This is a genomic window from Microbulbifer maximicatervae (SeqCode), assembly GCF_052468155.1.
In genome coordinates this window covers 4,315,939-4,335,510 of record NZ_CP174335.1, presented here as the reverse complement: position 1 = coordinate 4,335,510, position 19,572 = coordinate 4,315,939, and the positions used below count along the sequence as shown (strand labels likewise).

11 protein-coding genes are annotated in these 19,572 nt (G+C 45.2%); 9 read left to right on the top strand and 2 right to left on the bottom strand.

Annotated elements, in window-relative coordinates; translation table 11 throughout:
- Positions 1-19: 19 nt before the first annotated feature.
- The 6 genes from ACJJIY_RS18475 to ACJJIY_RS18450 all read left to right on the top strand — a co-directional run bounded on the left by ACJJIY_RS18475 (position 20) and on the right by ACJJIY_RS18450 (position 11,040).
- On the top strand, positions 20-1,246 hold the full coding sequence (locus ACJJIY_RS18475) for a phytanoyl-CoA dioxygenase family protein (protein ID WP_445358569.1): 1,227 nt from the start codon (positions 20-22) through the stop codon (positions 1,244-1,246).
- A 553-nt stretch (positions 1,247-1,799) separates the two neighbouring features.
- Positions 1,800-3,752 (top strand): hypothetical protein, encoded by a 1,953-nt coding sequence (locus ACJJIY_RS18470; RefSeq protein WP_445358568.1) that lies wholly within the window; start codon positions 1,800-1,802, stop codon positions 3,750-3,752.
- 369 nt (positions 3,753-4,121) lie between these two features.
- Positions 4,122-9,110 (top strand): RHS repeat-associated core domain-containing protein, encoded by a 4,989-nt coding sequence (locus ACJJIY_RS18465; RefSeq protein ID WP_445358567.1) that lies wholly within the window; start codon positions 4,122-4,124, stop codon positions 9,108-9,110.
- 4 nt (positions 9,111-9,114) lie between these two features.
- Positions 9,115-9,348 (top strand): hypothetical protein, encoded by a 234-nt coding sequence (locus tag ACJJIY_RS18460; RefSeq protein WP_444942007.1) that lies wholly within the window; start codon positions 9,115-9,117, stop codon positions 9,346-9,348.
- Positions 9,349-10,072: 724 nt separating this feature from the next.
- On the top strand, positions 10,073-10,729 hold the full coding sequence (locus ACJJIY_RS18455; RefSeq protein WP_445358566.1) for a DJ-1/PfpI family protein: 657 nt from the start codon (positions 10,073-10,075) through the stop codon (positions 10,727-10,729).
- On the top strand, positions 10,726-11,040 hold the full coding sequence (locus ACJJIY_RS18450; protein ID WP_445358565.1) for a hypothetical protein: 315 nt from the start codon (positions 10,726-10,728) through the stop codon (positions 11,038-11,040). Before ACJJIY_RS18455 ends, ACJJIY_RS18450 begins: the two co-directional genes overlap by 4 nt.
- A gap of 643 nt (positions 11,041-11,683) precedes the next feature.
- On the opposite strand, the gene ACJJIY_RS18445 is transcribed toward ACJJIY_RS18450, so the two are convergent.
- Complete coding sequence (locus tag ACJJIY_RS18445; protein ID WP_445358564.1) at positions 11,684-13,213, bottom strand: flavin-containing monooxygenase; 1,530 nt, start codon at positions 13,211-13,213, stop codon at positions 11,684-11,686.
- A 115-nt stretch (positions 13,214-13,328) separates the two neighbouring features.
- Between ACJJIY_RS18445 and ACJJIY_RS18440 the strand changes: the two genes are divergently transcribed.
- Positions 13,329-14,366, top strand: a complete 1,038-nt coding sequence (locus ACJJIY_RS18440; protein ID WP_445358563.1) for an AraC family transcriptional regulator — start codon at positions 13,329-13,331, stop codon at positions 14,364-14,366.
- Between the two features lie 22 nt (positions 14,367-14,388).
- Here the strand turns inward: ACJJIY_RS18440 and ACJJIY_RS18435 are convergent, their stop codons facing one another.
- A complete protein-coding gene (locus ACJJIY_RS18435) occupies positions 14,389-15,921 on the bottom strand; it encodes a DUF1254 domain-containing protein (RefSeq protein WP_445358562.1) in 1,533 nt (510 codons plus the stop codon).
- A gap of 931 nt (positions 15,922-16,852) precedes the next feature.
- Here ACJJIY_RS18435 and ACJJIY_RS18430 point away from each other — a divergent pair.
- Both ACJJIY_RS18430 and ACJJIY_RS18425 read left to right on the top strand, forming a co-directional pair.
- Positions 16,853-18,328, top strand: a complete 1,476-nt coding sequence (locus tag ACJJIY_RS18430) for a class I adenylate-forming enzyme family protein (RefSeq protein ID WP_445358561.1) — start codon at positions 16,853-16,855, stop codon at positions 18,326-18,328.
- Positions 18,329-18,420: 92 nt separating this feature from the next.
- Positions 18,421-19,569, top strand: a complete 1,149-nt coding sequence (locus tag ACJJIY_RS18425) for a type III PLP-dependent enzyme domain-containing protein (RefSeq protein WP_444896891.1) — start codon at positions 18,421-18,423, stop codon at positions 19,567-19,569.
- Positions 19,570-19,572 lie beyond the last annotated feature (3 nt).

The following is a 19,572-nucleotide window of genomic DNA, read 5'->3' as shown; positions in this document are numbered from 1 at the left end:
TTGAATGAGGTTAAGTTTTATGGAGACTGGAAAAAGTACTTTTTCGGAGATGCTGAAGGGATTTGGTTCTATGGGGGATGCTGCAGATTTTGCGATCTCCAAAGTGCAAGCCTTTCAAGTTCTAATAATGATCACTGTTGTTTTGCTTTATAAGCTATTAATCCTCCCATGGCGTGGTTCGAAAAAGAAGCAGATGTTTGATGAGCTGGATAAGCTTAGAAATATGACGGTGACTATTCCGAGAAAAAATGTCTCAAGGGATGGTGGTAAGGATGATTTCCTAACAGAAGAGCAAATTTGTTACTTTGAAAAAAATGGTTATTTGCCACCATTTCAGTTGGTTTCTGAAGATCAGGCAGCAAGTTTACGTAAAGAGGCTGAAGACGCATTTGCTGAAGACTTTCAAGGGGTAAGCTATGTTGGCAGTAAAGTAAGAGAGATAGAAAAGCGGCATGGACAATGGGTAATTGAAAGTGCTGGACTTTACCAGGCTCTTAGAATGAAGTCTTTTAGGGAGCTGTTGAGGAATCCAAAATTATCGCACAAGCTTGCCAGTCTATTGGGTGATGAGGTGATGTGTTGGCGATCACAGTTTTTCGATAAATTTCCTGGTGCTAGCGGCACTATATGGCACCAAAATGCGACTTTTAGGGAGACTGGTAAATATGCGAAACTGCAGCCTACAAAAGATACTGATCCCGCAGTGATACAGCTTACTGCTTGGGTCGCTCTATCAGAATCTACTATTGAAAATGGCTGTTTGAGATTTTTGCCGGGGTCGTTTAGTGATGCAAGAATGGATTTTCTATACAGCTTTATACAAGATAATAAGTTATTTTATATTTCTTTGCTTCCTTTTTCATTCCGATATTTTTTTGATGTTTTTAAGGTGGTTTTGTTTGGTCGGATTTTCACTAAGAGTATATTTGTCTTTCTTACGGCAGCGAAGCTCTTAGGAGAGGATTTCTTTGATAAGTTCAAAGTTAAAGATATGGAGATGAAGCCGGGTGAGTGCATTGTGTTTTCATCTCTAAATATGCATGCATCATATCCAAATACATGTAGTAGTAATTCTCGGTTTTCCTTTGTGGGAAGATGTACGGCAAATCATGTACGGGTCGCACCGGGAGGTAAGGATGTATACTCAACAGCGGAGGGAATGGTGGAGTATGAACTTCCAGAGGTAGGTAGCTTTCAAGTTTATGGTAAGGATTCTTTTGGCTACAACAAGATATTGAAAGATTAACCTTTATCTACCTTTAAAAGAGAGCGTCTTACTTGGTCTCTTGTAGTTTGCTCTTTATATTGTGTTGTAGAGTTATATGCGGTCTGCAGTTGGAAATCCTCACTTGTTACTTTGCTGTATAAGTTTTCTGGCTGAAATACTTTGAAAAACCAGCCTCTTCTTCAGGTGTAGTTGATGTGTTTGACCTATCTATGATAGGAGAGAGGCTGAATTCAGGTGGCGGAGTTTTTGACTATATTTGTGTGTTAGTTTGGTTTTTTATTTGCTTTTCTATCCTATCATTAGGTTAGTGTTGGATACTGCCCTATTTAATATCTTTTTATCTTTTTATCTTTCGATGCCTGGAGTTTGTACGCCTTATTTAGGGTCCTGTCGGTGTTGAATGTCTCATTTTTAAGCTTCCTTATTGTGTTCATATTTTTTTAAGTTACGCACAGAATTAAATTTCGTTTCCGCTAAAATTTCGCCCACTTTTGCATTTCATGACTGTCCGGAACTTATATTTTGGACAGTACCTAACACCAAAATAAAAAACACGGCACTTAAGGCGATTATGGAAAAGTTATTCGGGCAGAAATTATTGGTAATTGCACTAACCGCAGCACTTGCAGCTTGTGGTGGAGGGGGAGGTTCGTCGGATTCTGACTCCGATTCACCACCTGTGAGCGATGGCGGAGATGATAATAGTGGGGGTAATCAAGATGGAGGAAGTGGAACAGGTGATAGCGGGTCAGATGATAGCGGGGATGACTCCTCATTGCCTGATAATGACCCATCGACTGTAACCGTTGGAGATGTGTCAACAGCTGAACTCGGGTTTGCAACAATTACCGCTACAGATATCACTTTGCCTAACGCAATGGTAAATGCTCAGGAAGTTTACCAGCTGGCCCACTATATTGGCCGTACGGACAGTGAGCAGGATGAGGAAAATATTGATATTCCTATCCGTAGTTATACGGCCTCCTGTGCAACGGATACTGACCAGCCAAAAATGTATGTATCCACAACTTTGTCAGAGGGGAATAGTGCCTCTGATACAACCTATGGGTCAGTTTACGAGCTTCAATATAACCCTGATACCATGAGCTTCGAGCAGACAGGTAACGCGACTATTCTGAATCAATGCTATGAGTCACATGGTATTACGGCTAGTTCGGATTGCTCCAGGGTAGCTGTTTTATGTAATACCGAATATAAAGCAAGTGAGCGATATGATATCGAGAAAGATCTGGTAGAAGAGTACGGTACAACCTGGATGAAGATTGAAGACAATCTTGACAGTGTTGCAGGTACCGATAATGAAGAGAAGTATAATGACCAGATCTGGCTAATGGAGTGGGATAACAAGCCTATAACTGAAACTCCAGATGCCTATGTTGTCAATAAAATGCATGGTGGCACTCATTTAGGAGCTCAGGAGCTATTGTACGTAGAGGATGATAGCCAGGGGCGCACAAGTTATGCGTTTTCCGTAACTGCTCGTGTTCTCGTTAGCGGTTCGCATTATTCGGCAGGGTTGACAGTTATTAATCGGGATGACTGGTCAATGTCTTTTTCTGGAAATGATCACCGGGGATGGTACTGGGCGTGCGGTCATGGTCATGTTCTGAATATTCGAGCTTTTTATAATCCGGGGAATGAGATGTACGGGGCTCTGTGCACCAGCGATGGAAATGATTACTACCCCTCGCCCGGCCTGCATGCAATCGCCATTAAAATGGAGGACAGTGGATCTTCTGTTTATGAAGGCACCTATAATCATTTAGTGCCCTCGACAAGTGCGATGATATCCAACGGTGGTGGCCATACAGTTGTCCCGGTCGATGCCGATACAAACCTCTCAGTTATTGTCTCTCCGAAGTATATTGAAGATGCAAACATGGATATGTTCTTACAGGACGAGCTAGGCATCGATATTAGTGGCGATGGACCCTTCGATGAGGAATGTGCTGATAACGGCATTCGCAACTGCTTCTTCTCATATATCGACAGTGGTGAATATCCTGTAATTTCCAGACAGGGTCTCTATTCTGGAGATGCCTTGGATACTACTTCTCTGACACGTGTAGGTATTGCAAAAGTTGATGGGGAAGGCAGTATTGAAGGTAATGGCATTGAATGGCTGGCAACGGATTCCGATTGCCAAATTAGTGATCCCCAGTTGGTTGATCTGAAAAATGGCCGTTACTTATTTGGTTACGCGCAGTTCCAGTGTATCTCCGATAACCTCCCGTACAATCGCAGTTACAATAAGAGTGGTGATGCCATGCGTATGCTGGTACCAAAAGCCTACTATGTAATGGAGATTGATGCTGACTTAAATGTACTTGAGGGACCGGTAAAACTGACTGACTACGGTTGGGGTGGTTTGGATGAGCCAATGTACTTGGGTAATGGTAAAGTTGCCTGGAGCTATATTAAGAATCCTACCCTGGATACTTATATAGGCGGCCAACAAAATATTTGGCAGGCAATAGTTTATCATTCTGACAGCGTAAATTAATTGCGCTGATTTGGGGTAAGCTTAGGCTTGCCCCAAATTAAATTATATCTGTGCACCAGTATTGATTTACCCCCCCCCCTCTCTTTAAGTTGTTTTTGTAACTCAGATATACGTGCCATTACATTAGGGTGCATCATTTTTTATTGTGCTCCTGTGTAATCCATTTCCTAATTTCCCCTCAGTATAATCGCGCGGCTTTCCCGTTCCGAAAACCACTTTTCGTTAACAGTGGTGACAGAAGTTCCGACTCCCTGAGTTGCGAAGACTGAAGCTGGAAAGGGCAGAGCACTTTTAGTGGACTTTATTTTGCTTTGAGCTGGCAGCGAAGGAATGTTGCATGGCTTGTTCGTAATCAATAAAGAGTGAGCTATGCAGCTATTTGTTGAGAATACATATGGAATTGTTTACCTGGCTCGAAGAGGGAGCGGTTTAAGCTCCGGGTCTTCACTGCCAGCTAGTGCTGAGCAAACCCTGGAAATGTTCAGTGTTTCAGCTCTTCAAGAAATTTACGATTACTTCCTGGGTATGGGAGGGAGTTGTTCAGATCCTCTTCAACCAGGCAAGCAGCCTGATAGATGGGGTGATTTATCAGCCTCATTCCATTTAGATGCTCCTTCAAGCTACTCCTGGGTTGAGAGAACTATTTATAAGGAGTTAGTTCAAAACCGCTTGGTAATCGAAGAGGCTCCATTTGCTGATGCGGTGCTAGCTGACAAGCAGTCCCAATTGATTCCTAAAATCGATACAGGCCTTCAGTATATTGTTGACCTAGGGCGAGTTAATTCAAGGTTATCGAACAATGAATCTACTGATCAGAGTGACTTTACCGGAGGGCTAGCAATATGGCGTAAAGATTTATCTGAAGTAGAGATTTTGGTGAGTTCTATTCGCCCTTTGATGGCGCAGGGACGCACCGCTACGAACTATCTGCTGTATGAAAAGAGCATTGAAAAGCAAGATGAAAAATCTATACCGACTTCTAGCAGATCCCTAGTAGATGCGCTTGGTTTCGATGCCAATAAAGTTACCCGGCAGCACTTAGAGTTAGCCTTTGAAGTAGCTGAAACTTTATACCAGGATGCGAGAATACGTGAAACAAGTTTACGTTTCTTCCGCGATTACTTAAAAGCTCTATACCCATCGAAGGTTGCCCTACCAGATAATGGGCTTTTTGAGGTTATCTTAACATTCGCCATGGTAGCATCCGTGAGCGATTCCAGCGCTGTCAAGAGTTCCAAAGATAGTGCGAGCTTACTGAGGTCTCTTCAGGGCGTTAGTAACCTAATGCTGGAATTTGCCAAAATCAAAAAGCGTCGCAATGTATTTTTCCATAAACGCGCAGGAAGTACTGAGGGTAATAAGGCGAGCTTCTCTGATCTGAGTTCTTCTGAAGTTGCAGTACTACCTTCCTCCGGAGGGCAACCATCAAGTGCAGGAGCGTCGCAAAGCGGTAAAGGAACCGCCAATGATAATTCTGAAGCGGGTTCTGACAGCAGCCAGGGTTCGCAGAGCTCTCAGAATACAATCTCTGACCAGCCTGATAAAGCTGGGACCATAACCGGCACAACCCACACTGGGAAGAAAGTTCCTAATAATAGTTGTGCTATTGAAGGTGGTGATCCCATTAATTTAAAAACCGGGGAAGAGCGTTTGACCTTAGTCGATGCGCTATTAGACGGACCGCTCCCCCTTGTTTTTGAGCGTACTTATCGCAGTAGTAATCCCAAAGATTTCGGTTTAGGTCATGGTTGGACTCACACCCTGGGAGAGAGGCTAATACCGGCACCTGATAAAAGTGTTCAGTTTATGGACGCAGAGGGTCGGGTAATTAATTTTCCCTTTCCGGGGGATAGCGATCGCAGCCACAATGTTGTTGAGCAATTAACACTTACTCGTGTCGACGACGATCATTGGGTTATTACCCCTTACGGGGCCCCCAATGGCGTGCAAAAACATTTTAAGGCAGCCGGTGTAACAGGAGGACTTAAGCTTGCGGAAATACGTGATGGCTATGGCAATTTCTACCTGTTTCACTATATCGATGAGCGTTTAATATGCATTGAGAGCAGTCTCGGTGAAGCCCTGCATATCAGCCCTCCGCAAGGGCAGCCGAACAGCCTGCGTATAGGTGAGCTTAAGAAGGAAACTCGTGATGGCCATATTAAAGTACTCGCAAGCTATGAGTACAGCGATGTTGGCGACCTGCTTAAAGCCACTGACGCCGATGGTTACAGTGAGGAGTACCAATACCATCACCATGTAATTAAACAGCGCACCCTAAAAACTGGCTACCGTTTCCATTTTGAGTGGGATGCCGAAGGCCCTTCTGCCCGCTGTGTGAGACAGTGGGGTGACCCAATCGATGGTCAGGCGACTTACAATTACCAGTTTGACTGGGACGATGATGGTAAGGGCGTTACTGTTACTGATACCCGTGGTGGCAAAGAGCGCTACCGCTTTAACGACCGGGCCCTGCCGATCTATCACCGCGATCCCGAAGGTGCAGAGACTCTCTACAGCTACAACAACCTGGGGCAGGTTACTCGGGTACAACTGCCCAGCGACGATGGCAGCCTTCGCGAGGAAATTTACCAGTACGATGACCAGGGCCGCCTGATACAAAAGAGCGATGCCGCCGGCAATAACCATCGTATCGAATACAATGCTGAAGGCCTGCCCGCAAAAGTTACCGACCCCGCTGGTAATAACTGGCAAAGGGAGTACAACGAAAATGGCCAGATCGTGGCCAGTAAAGATCCCCTCGGCAACAAGACCCAATACGGCTATAACCCCGTTGGTTTGATCGGCAGTGTTACCGATCCTCTCGGCAATACCACTCGCTATCTGTGGAACCCCGAAGGCAAGCTCGCCGCAGTAAAAGACCCTATGGGCCGTACCGAGCACTACCGGTACGACGGTGCTCGCCGACTGGAAGAAGTGCAGCACGCCCCCGACCAGCTGACCCGCTATGAATACGACGCTCAGGATCGTATCCATGCGGTGACCACTCCAGACGATGCTCGCACTCAGTACAGCTACAACCCCCATGGATTACTTACCGAAGTTATTGACTCTGAAGGCCGCAGTACCTGCTATGCCTACGATGGCCTCAGCCAGGTAAAGGCCCGCACCAACCCGGATGGCAGCCGTCTGGAATATCACTATGACGGCGAGCGCAACCTAATCGGGCTCACCAATGAAAACGGCGAGCGCTATCAGCTTAAATACGACTTCAACGAACGCCTGATTGAAGAAGTAGGCTTCGACGGCCGCGTTACCCGCTATGCCTACAACCGTGCCGGCCATTTGGTAAGCTCCAGAGCCGTGACCGATACGGACAGCGGTAAAGGTATCGATACCATCTTCGAGCGCGATCCCTTTGGCCGCTTGTTGGAAGAGGTCACCCCGGACGGCAATACCAATTTCCGCTACAACCGCAGTGGGCAATTGATAGAGGCGGAAAATGCCCACCGCAAATTGCGTTGGGAATACGATGCCAATGGCCGAGTTACCGGCGACTGGCAGGGCAAAGAAAAGCTTAGCCACCGATACGATGCAGCAGGTAATCGTATTGCCACGACCTTGCCCGATGGAGAAGAACTTAAGTTTACTTTTAACCCTGCCGGACAATTCCAAAGCCTGCACCGTCGCCCTTTAGGCAGTGATACTGATGAGTTAATCACCCGTGTTAGCCATGATGGGCAGGGTAGAGAAAGCCTGCGTCAACACGGCAATGGGCTGGAAAGCCAGAGAGACTACGATCCACAAGGCCGCTTGCAAAAACTCAGACTGGGCAAAACAAGTAATGTAAATCACAAACCAGTGTCCGATCCCGCTTCAGGCACAAACCCAGTTCTTGAGCGTAGCTACCAGTACAATAAAGCCGGGCAGATAGCCAAAATTGAAGACAGCCTGCGCGGTAATTGCAGCTACCACTACGATGCCCTGGACCGCCTTACCCAGGTAGACGGCCTCAACCCAGAATATTTTGTACACGACCCTGCGCACAATATCCTTGCCGCTGCCAACTCAAAAGACGAAGCCAAACAGCAAGCCAGCGCTACCCAGGTAAAAGGCAATCGTCTCGCTTTTCGCGGTGATACTCACTATCGCTACGATATTCATGGTAATCGGATTGCGGAGCTGCGTGGTAAAGGACAAAAACTGCAGACGCGCTATCACTACAACAGTCGCCAACAGTTGGTGTATGTAGAGAAGCTAAAGGTGGAAGAGGGTGTAGAGCACCTTCAACAAGATATTCACTATCAATATGACCCGCTGGGTCGCCGTATTAGTAAGGCTGTAAACAAAGAGAAAAGTGATTTCCTTTGGGATGGCGACACCCTTCTAAAGGAAGCTAATACCGATAATCAAACCAAACAGGACCTCAGTGCCCGTACCTACTACTTCGAACCGGGCACCTTTAAACCGGTTGCTTTAAAAGAAAGTAAGCTAGATAAAGAAGAGGTCTACTACTATCACCTGGACCACCTTGGCACCCCAGATACCCTTACCAACCAGGCAGGTGAAGTGGTATGGAGTGTTGCCTACAAGAGCTATGGCAGTATCGCCTTAGCCCATGAAAATCAGGTAGAGCAGCCGATCCGTTTCCAGGGGCAGTACTTTGATGAAGAAACTGGGCTGCATTACAATCGATTTAGGTATTATGATCCGGGGGTTGGGGAGTTTACCCAGCAGGATCCAATTGGACTGCTAGGGGGAGTGAATAATTATCAGTATGTGCCTAATCCAGTAGGTTGGATTGACCCCCATGGGCTTACTTCAGAGAAGGAAAGTCCTACCCGGAGCACGAAAGCATACATCCAAATTTATGCTTTTAGGGGCGGAGGTCCACTTGCTAAGAAAAATTTTGTAGAAAACCCGGACCCACAAAGAAGGCCAGAGGTGTATACTGGTCATGTAGGTATTTCCATAGATGGCGGAAAGACAATTTATGGGTTTGGGCCTAATGTACCAAGCGGCATGACCAAACAAGAAGCAATAAATAGTTTATTAAATGGAGATCTATATCCTGGGATAATTCACGAGGATACTCTTTTATTTCGTGAGGCTGCTAGAGGTGATTACGATCAACTTTGTACACGAAATATTGATGTATATCGGTTAGATGTTTTGGTTGAAGGTTGTGTAAAAGATAAAGTTTCTAAAGCAATTAAAGCGGGTCTTGATGGAACTCCAGAGCAGATATATGGATTCCCGAAAGAGGGTGTTCCAAATCGATTTAATTGTGCGACTTATTTTGGCTCTTGTGATGTGCCTCTGCCTGAGGAGACTGGACAAGTAAGGGAGTTTATACCTGCAATGATTAAAAAAGGTGCCGTTAAGGTTGAGGAATAAATATATGATCCCTGAGGATGTTGCAGACAGATTGGAAAGTGCTTTATCAATGCTAGCTTATCACTGGAGGAGCAGTGCATCGGATTACGAGTGTAAAGAGGAACTAGAGCAGCAGTATGTAGAGCTATTACTTTTTTTAATGAAATCGGGTTGGGAAGGCTTTTTGGAGCCAGACTCTCAGTTGCCTAGTGATATTATGCCGGAACAATACTATATCCATGAAGAGAAGTACGGATGAGGTGGTCTCTAATTGGTCAGTTCTGTCGTGAATAGGTGTGCTATATTTATGGATACTTAGATACAAGTTGCAATGGATGTTATTCTACTTGTCGATTGTTTCAAAATCGAAATAGGACATGTTGTCTGGTGAGATACTCGGCTACTTGAAAGATAGAGGGACTTGCTCGGAAATATAACCTCGAGATTTTTAGGTTAGATGTTAGCCGGCTCGATCTGTCAATTCCAAGAGCTGAATTTCCCAAAAGACAGCTCTTTAAGTCAGTAGTCTAAATTTGTATTTAAATATTTTTAGGGTTGGAGGTGTGACTTGGCTGTTGTGCTTTCTCCTCTCAGGGGAAGCAATAGGATCGATATAATTTCGTAGGCTTGAGTCAGGAGCTTTAGGTGGTCTTCCAAAAGGAAGTTAGGTTAGTCATTTTGCTATGGGTGGTCTTTAGATTTATTCAAGTTATACGCTTTGTTGTTGAAAGATATAAAGAAGTCAAAAGCACATAGATTTTGCCCATATTTATCCCAAGTGTCATCGCTAAAGTTATTATTTATATCGAATTATCGATGTCAGAATTCGTCGACTTTATGTCATTTGTGATCAAACCCACCAATTTACACTTCTAGCTATATCTACAAAAGATACCTTGTCTATACGCTTGAGCTTTGCGTGAGATGTCCGATAAACGCTTATACATGTTTCTGTACTCACCAAAATAAAAAAGGAAATAGCCATGCGATCTTTAATCTGGCCTACCCTATGCTCGCTACTTTTTAGCAATATGGTCTGGGCCCACTCCACGTCTAAAGATGCCTTCCATATTGGGATATTGTTGTACGACGGTGCACAAACTATTGATTATGCCGGGCCCTATGAGGTTTTTGGGCAAGCCAATTATCGTTTGACAACGGTTTCGGAAGATGGTGGAACCATTACTTCAGCCATGGGGCTTAAAGTGGCTCCAGATACCAGCTTTGATCAGGATAATCAATTTGATGCAGTAATTATCCCGGGGGGCAGTATTAATGAAGCAATGGAGAGCCCGGAAGTATTACAGTGGATTAAAGAGCAGTCCAAACAGGCTCAGTACGTTCTATCGGTATGTAACGGTGCCTTTATCCTGGCAAATACTGGGCTTCTGGATGGTAAGAAAGCAACCACCATTCGCGGAGCATTTGATTCTTTCGAGAAGAACTTCTCTGATGTTGAATTGGTAAAGAATAAAAAGTTTGTTGATAACGGCAAGTTTATTACTACAGCTGGCCTTTCATCTGGTATAGACGGCGCTTTATATCTGGTAAGCAAGGTTGATACGATTGAAAAAGCCAAAAGCGTCGCAGCGAAGATTGAGTACCTGTGGGTGCCAGAGGGGGCTATATCCGGGGGATGATGGCGGATAAAATTATGCCAAACCTTAGTGACTTGCCTGAGTCAATTCAGTTTGTTTCTAAGGAGTATAGCTATGGTAGCCTGGAAGAATGGTACACCGCGTTTCAGCTTTCCGGTGATGTGGAAACTGTAAAAGCCTGGTTAAGTGAGCAAATGAAAGAACATCCCGAGTGGAGGAAGGGTAAGTCTATTGACAATAAATGGGTGTATCAGTTTTCTGATGATCGTACTGTATTGCAAGTTGACTTCGTTGCTCCCTCTGATATCAATCCTTGGGTGCTTAAGTTCAGCATATTAGATCAAGCGTCATAATTTGGTAGCTGTCGTTAAAGGTGGAGACGATAAAACCTAGAATATAGGAAAAGTATTTGCTTTCTGGCCTTCAGATTGAACATACCGTTTGCACCGCCACATCGTCATTTTTGAATGACATTGGGAAGGTTCTTCATTCCGGCGATAGCATATTTGATAGGGCTTGGAAATTGACCAGCCTCTTTTAATATTATTAAAAGTTTGGAAGTTTGTGAACGACGGGTTTTTTCCGCCGGTAACTTGAATTTGACAAATTCTGTCCCAGTTTTCTAGTTGTATACTTACAGAAGACGCCATTGAAGCTATTGACAGCGAGGACAAAATTAAAAAAATACTCACAGCTCTCACAATAAGCCATCCTGTCTGGTGACCTAATATTCGGATTTGCTACCCCATGATTATATGGTTTCGTGAAGCCCCTAACGAATTCCTAGAAGGCATCGGTGGCGGATTAATTAGACGTGTTTGTTACTTTTTTGTGAGGCGCGACTGTTAGGTCAAATAATGTTGATCGCGGCTGTTCACTTTGGGGTTTTAGTCTGGGCTTGAAGCTAGGGATTTTGTGCAGTATCTATATCCGTCTACCTGATGAAAGGTAAAATAGAAGCGAGCCGAGGCTCGCATTCTTAATGCTGCCTGAAATTTAAATACTGCTTACTTCGATAGAGGATGCGTTGCTTTTATCTTTTGTCTTTAGAGTTTTCTGGGTGTTAGATTGGTGGGGCACAAAAGTTAAAAATTCATCCTCAATCGCTGAATCAAGGAGTATCTTACAGTCCTCCTCATAGTTATTTAACAGGCGCCATGGATAGCGCTTGCCCTGTCTGGGGAGTTCTCCATTTGCCCGTTTTACATAGCCAGAGTCCAGGCTGCTCATTACCGAACCTTGTTCAGAACTGCCTTCGCTATCTATCGCTGTACACACTTGAAAGTTATTTGTTTCCATATACTTGAATAATCGGCAAATATAGCGAGCGGTAATGTCTGCTTTAAGAGTCCAGGGGGCGTTGGTATAGCCGAATACCCATGAGATGTTAGGAACCCCCTCCATTAGCACTGCTTTGTAAGTCAGCTTTTGATTGACTGCTACCGGTGCACGATCAATACAGAGCTTGATACCTCCTAGAACTTGTAACTTTAATCCGGTCGCACTGATAACAATGTCTGCGTCTACTTGTTGCCCTGACTTAAGCAGGATACCTTTATCTGAGAAGGTTTCTATTTCACCGGTGGCAACAGAAGCTTTCCCTGAGCAGATTGAGGAGAACAGATCTCCGTCAGGTACAACGCAGAGACGTTGATCCCAGGGGTTGTAACTGGGATCGAAGTGACTGAGATCGTAATTAGCTGGAAGGCTTTTTCTTACATCTTTTAATAGTAACTTTCTAATAAAGTTAGGCCAGCGCTTAGCAGCTTTAAAAATCCAGCGCTGTAACTTGATATTGCGCCAGCGTCCTAGCCTGTGGACCCAGGGTGCTGGCAGAAATTTTGATAGTACACGAGAGATTTTATCGATAGATGGAACTGAAATGATATAGCTTGGGGAGCGTTGCAACATGGTGACATGTTGGGCGGTGATTGCGAGCGAGGGGACCAGGGTAACAGCGGTGGCGCCGCTGCCGATCACGATAATACGCTTGTTGCGGTAGTCCAGATTTTCTGGCCACTGTTGGGGATGAATAAGTTTTCCTTGATAGTTTTCTATACCTGGATATTGCGGCAAGTAGCCCTCTTTATGGTCGTAATACCCAGTACAGGCAATCAGAAAACTACAGGTATATCTCACTGGGCTGCCAGATTCGGTGTTGTGACCTTCCAGAGTCCAAGCTCGGTCTGTACTGGACCAGTTTGCCGTAGTTAAATTTATTCCAAAGTGAATTCTCTTTTTAACGTCATATTGCTCTGCCGTGGTTTCAATATATTTTTGGATAGATGGGCCATCCGCGAGTATTTTCTCGCCGGACCAGGGTTGGAAGTCATAGCCGAAGCTGTACATATCGGAATCAGATCGAATGCCCGGGTATTTAAAGAGGTCCCAGGTGCCGCCGACTTGTGCCCGACGCTCGATAATGGCGAAGCTGCGCCTGGGGCATTCGCGACTCAAATGACAAGCCATTCCTACCCCTGAGAGTCCCGCGCCGATAATTAATACATCGAAATGAGTCGATTTCACAATCCCTATCCCTGCAAATTTCTATGCCTTATAGACTGGGTAGATGTGCCCGTGATTTATTGTTAGATTGCGACAAATAATTGTCTTTCCGCGCCACAAAGATGGGGAGCAAGTTATGGGTAGCCTTGTACGAGTCAGTATTCTTTCCGGTTTCAGTGAATTCGTGGAGCAGCTTGGGGGCAGGGGGGAAGCCTTCTTGGCCGAGTTCGGTATGCCTTGTGATATCAGCCCGGCGGATTCCCGCTTGGTATCATTTGTTGAGGTCGCGCGCCTGCTGGAAACTGCAGCACGCCGGTTAGATCGCCCCGATTTGGGGCTGTGCCTCGCATCGCGACAAGGGGTGGAAGGCTTGGGTGGGATAGGTGTAGTTGCATGCAATGCGGCCACTCCCCGGCAAGCCTTGCTATCCGTTAGGCGCTTTCTTTCTCTTCATAGTTCATCCCTCAGTATGCAACTGGAACCATTAAGTGAGGGAGATGTACTACGAATTGTTTTTGATTGGCAGGACCCAGCTCTCGGTAGCTATCGCCAGATCCGGGAGCAGGTGCTGGGAAATACGCTGACGATGATACGGATGTTGGTAGAGACTGAGTGTTGCCCGCAAAACGTACTGCTGCCTCATGGTCCTCAAATGGCAGAGGGTGACTACTGCAATTACTTTGGGTGTGAGGTTCTGTTTGGCTCGGGCTATTGCGCGATGGACTTCCCAGTTGCATTTCTGGATACACCACTGAAGTCTGCCGATCCAGTGGTTGAGCGATTAGTCATTCACCACTTGGAGCAGCAGAGCGCGACGCTGCCCGTTCCTCTAACTGTAGAAATTCGACAATTACTCAGTGAAATATTGCCCAGCGGCAGATCTCAGCTCGGCACTGTGGCAGTGGCGCTGAAGCTCCACCCCAGAACTTTACAGCGCCGCCTGGCTGCGGAAGGGCTTAGGTTCGAAGAGCTATTGGATAACGTGCGGCGGGATCTGGCGACTCGATACTTATCCGATCCGAATCTGGCCTTGGGGCAGATTACGGGTTTGTTGGGGTACTCCGAGCAGAGTACATTTCAGCGAGCTTGTCGACGTTGGTTTGCGGAGACTCCCCGGAATCACCGCATACGCCTTGCTGGCAGCGCAATTGTGGGGCGGCCAGAATCTCTGTAAAAGCTTGGAGGAGTCGGTTCTTTCAATATTCAGTAGGCTCCACCTCTCCAGGGCGCCAGGTTTTCTCCAGCCATGGCCCCAAGGGTCCATACAGTCTCAGGATTACGAAGAAACCTTTGTTGGGTAGGGTCTCCAGCCAGTTTTTCTCAAACCCTTTTGGCGCCTCGGGTCCAAAATAAACGTCATAAGAACCATCGGAGTTTTGTCTTATCCCTTTCGACTGGCTGCTTACTGCGGGAAAGGGCTGGCTGGTTTTTAACATTGAGCGCGTTTGGCTGTCGTAGATATTAACTGCCCAAAAAGCATTGACCGGTACATCGGGGGGCAGGTGCAATTTGTATTTTTTAGAGCCGTCAAAGGGCTCTTTATTTTCATCGACAAAGGCAATAGCGTAATCAGAACCTTTGCCAGGTTCAATTGCAGTCATTGCTGGGCTGACACCGGTATAGGGATAGAAGTAGCTGACTCGAGCGTCACTATTAATGGTTTTGCCATCGGGGCCATTGAAGAAGATATTCTTGCCGGGAAACGCCATTACCCAGGCGCTATCTGTGCCTGGGTAGATTTTGATATCGGAGAGGGATTTGTCTGTCCGTGGATACCAAACAATTGAGCGGGCTATACCATTACCAATTGCAACTGCGTCCGTAAGAATTTTGGTCATTCTTTTATCTGGACTGAAGGCTTTCCCTTTTTCAATGCCTATTGAGGCAAAGAGGCCGCGCGTTTCTGGGTTAAGCATCCCAACCCACTCGTATTGAACGACTTCATTAAGGTGCTTATAGAATTGATAGTCATTGGGGTGGATGGTGTTGAAGGCCTTTCCAGACGCACTGATAAAGACCATCCTTGGCGGGTTACCTTTTTGAGCCAGGGGGTAGATTCTCAAGTTGTCTTTGATGTTTTGCACGGCCTCCGGCAAAGGCTGGTTACTTGGCGAGCGCATAAACACCCACAGTCGGAAGGAGCGAGGGTAGATGGGAATGTAGCCGAAGGGAATATTGCCTTTATAGTCTGGTGGCAGTAACAGAAACTTTCCCCCGCGCCCCTTATCCGGGCCAGAGGAGCCGATATCTTCAACAAAGCGGAACCAGGCATCATTAAACGCGCCCATAACGTCGGGCGGCGAGTGAAACACAGTTGGTCCGTCTCGTTTTAGATCTAAAAAAGCCAGCGTATAGATAGTCGAAGTATTGCCTGTGAGAAAAAGAGACTCAGAGTTCATTAATCGATCGAAAATTAAGACTTCATTGGCAGACTTAGCGCCAAGCTCTCTTCCCCCTTTCATCAGAGCATGTACTGATGCTCCCTGAATTCCTTTGAGGAAACTATCTACCGCACGCATATGATCCAAATAGTCGTAGAGCTTTTCTGCGGTCTGGGGGTAGGGAGCGCCATCGCGGAATTCGAGGGTGCCAATACTACTGTCCACCTTATCTGGAGTACTGATCGATTTCAGAGTCTCTGGATGTAAATCGGCGCAAAGCGGCTGAGAGCTGGTTAACAGAAGAAAAATTCCGACAGACCCAAATGCGTACTGAAGTAATCGAATCAAAATAGCTACCTCTATATGCAAGGCGTGCGTGATACGTAAGTGTGTGGTATTGCTTCCTCTATTGGGGTTATTTCGTGCCAATTTTTTGTGTTAACTGCCGGATTATAAAGATGGCTATCCCCAGGCGTAACTTGGGTATCTTTAGCGATAAGTTTGGCTTAATTTTGATCTGGTGAGGCCGGTGATTCAAAAGGTCAATTTTATTGTAATTATTGGTCTGTAGTATTTAGGCTGGCGCCCATGTTTTGTCTGGCAGACCCGGATTTAAAGGTTTACTTGAAGTCAGTAATTTCACGCCGCTACTGATTTGGCCTCTGTAATCGAAATTATTGCATTAAGTTGTATTCAAATATTTATCTGGCTTTCAGTGCCGGTAGCCGATCACTTGTAAAAGAAATCTCTCAAGGTTTCATGGTTCTCAAAAACCAGCTTCAGAAAATAAGTTTGAGTAATTTTTAATATTTGCCCATCCTATTTTGTGACCATTCGGTTCAAATTTTTTGGGCTTTATAGGGCTTTATAGGGCTTTATAGGGCTTTATAGGGCTTTATAGGGCTTTATAGGGCTTTGCCACCAAAAAAATTATTTTCTTTTTTTTGGTCATTTGATGGAATTAAATCCTGAATAAATTGGTTTTTCATTGCCTATTTTTTTACTTGGTAGTGGTTCGAGATCGGAAAAAGGGTTTATTAACTTCTTGATTTATTTGTCTTTTGGAATGTTTGTAATGTTTAGTCAGATCGAATAATTTCTAACAGGATGAAACTTTTCATGGATTGATAAAGAGGTTGTCATAAGCTTTACAGAAAATGCTTGTCATTATTGGGTCATCCGATTTATAAAATGATCGTCCCATGTAGCCGGTTTGAATAGTTTTTTTTAGGCTTATTCGGACTAGATCAAAAATCTTAGAATAATAAATGGACTAAAAATGTTTTCTCTTGCCAGCTTGTTCGAGAAAGTTGTGGAAAAATGTTGGCAAGGTCGTCTGGAAAATCTGGATGGCGAGGTTTTGACCGCGGCTCACTGTGAGGATGCGTGGCTCTCACTTACAAATGAAGAAGTTTGTTTCAGTGCTGGCGACCGCATTTTAGTGTGTACTCAGTCTGAAGTAGAGGCGGTCGCCATTATGTTGGCGGCGTGGAAGATGGGGTTGGTGGTTGTACCTGCAAAGGGGGATCTGAGCCACTCTTCAATTAAAATGATCGCTTCAGACTGTAATGCCAAGGCGATATGGCGTGCTGGAAAAATTGAGGCCTTGCCCGATTATCAGCAGGAATGCTCAGAGTTTGAAGTGTCTTCTACTCCAGTGGTCACTGGCGTAGATCTAGCTCTGGTGATCTATACCTCAGGAAGTACTGGTAAGCCAAAAGGTATTATGCTTACCCATCAAAATGTTCTGACCTCCTTGGCCTCAATATCCCAATATTTGGGCCTGACAGCACAGGACAGAATTTTGTGCTTATCCCCTTTGTCATTTGATTACGGTCTTTATCAGGTCTTATTTGCACTATATAGCAACTGTACAACCATCCTCTACGACAAACCATTTAACCCCATACAAGCCCTTAAAACGATTTCAGAGCGGGATATATCTGTTCTTCCGATCGTGCCAGCAATGGGGGCTGCGCTGGTGAAACTGGTGGGTTTGGTTAAACCTGATCTCAGCAATCTGCGCAGTATCACCAATACTGGGGGCCATTTATCTGAGTACATGATTCGCGCCTGGAAGGAGTACTGCCCAAGTCTAAATGTTTTCTCTATGTATGGTTTGACTGAGTGCAAGCGAGCCTTGTACTTGGAGCCAGAGCTTTGGGAAGAAAAGATGGGTTCAGTTGGCAAGCCGATCCCTGGCCTGGATGCACGTGTATTTATACCTCACTCAGAGGTCAGTAAATTTAGAGAAGCAAAAGCTGATGAGGTAGGTGAGCTTTATGTTCGTGGGACGGCAGTGATGCAAGGCTACTATAACCTCGCCGCTCAAGGTGGTGCAGAAATCTTTTCGGGCAGATATCGGGATGACAACTGGTTGGCGACGGGAGACCTTTTTACCCGTGATCAGGATGGCTTCTTCTATTTTAAAGGACGCTCAAAAGACTTAATAAAACAAGGTGGATTTTGTCTGTTTCCAAAAGACTTGGAGAATCATATTGATATGTGCCCGTTGGTGCATATCAATGCAATCATCGGCACTAAAGATAAGCTCGAGAATGAAGTGGCTACTTGTGTTGTGGAGCTTCATGAGAATACCGCTGACAATCAGAAGCAGTTTCGCACTTGGCTGAAAGCGAACATAGATACTGACTACATGCCGAGAGATATCAGGTTTGTTGATGGAATTCAATTAACCGCTAATAGCAAGGTCGATAGGAAGTGCTTAGAACAGGATTTACAAGCCCATGCCTAATGATCTGAGTATATTTAGGCGGGATCCCGCCTAAAACATAAAACGCTAACTTAATAAAAATATAAACGATACGTTTAACCCTTGGGGGAGTTATGGGTGCACTGTCAGATGCGCTGGTTCAACAGTTGGGCCAAAATAGGAAACAGCTATCTACACCTTGTTATATTTATTCCGTTAAAACTGCTCACGATAACTACAAGCAGCTGAAGGAAGCGCTGGGCACGGGATTGATATACTCTCTAAAAGCCAATAGTTGCCTTGATTTAATACTTCGTTGTGGGCACATCTTTGAAGACGGTATTGAGATTGCATCTATAGGCGAACTAAATCTACTTCCCAAAGGGAATAGTCCCCGATTTGTCAATAACCCATCGGCAGATAAGGCCTTTATACGCGCAGCCATTGCGAGTAAGTGCCATTTAATTATCGACAACCTGAATCAATTAGCTTTGGTTGAGGAGTTGAAGGCAAGGCGGCCAGTAAACCCTGTCGTTTTAAGGCTTAATCCCTCAATCTTGAGCCACTTTGATAGAAATCAAAAGGGCCTAAGAAAAGATCATTTTGGTTTCGACTGGAATGGCTGTCTTGAGGCTTTGGATTTTTGTAAGAAACATGGGATTCCAGTTTTAGGTTTTCATTTGTTTAGGGGCTCATACTCCTTTAATAAAGGTGCTTTCGACACTGCTAAAGTGGCCTTACAAGTTGTTTATAAGTTTGAGGAAATACTGGGATACCCTTTGTCATTAGCCAATCTAGGTGGTGGGTTTGACCCCAATTGGCGAGAGCAGGAGTTTGATTTTGAGCAATATAGAAATTTGATTGCTGAATTTCCTGATCATATCAAAGTAGTTCACGAGAGTGGTCGAGCAATTATGGGCTCAGCCGGTTATTTCGTCACGGAAGTTCGCTATAAAAAGTCCATTAACGGTGACAAGTACGCCGTATGTGATGGGGGAATGGCCCAAAATTTCCTGTTGGCAAAAACGGAAAGTACCTTTAAACGATTCCAGCAACCTCATGTTTTGCGTAATGGGACTCCTCTAAAAGGGAATGATGAGGGGCAGAAAGTCCTTTTAGTGGGCACTTCTTGCAATAAGGAAGATGTGATTGGGGAAGTCAACAATATTGACCTTCGAGAAGGGGACTTAGTCATATTTGATGGATGTGGTGCCTATAACGCAAGTTATACCGTAGCACCTTTCCTCAAGTTGCCGGCTCCGAACTCTTATCTGGTGGAGTAGATC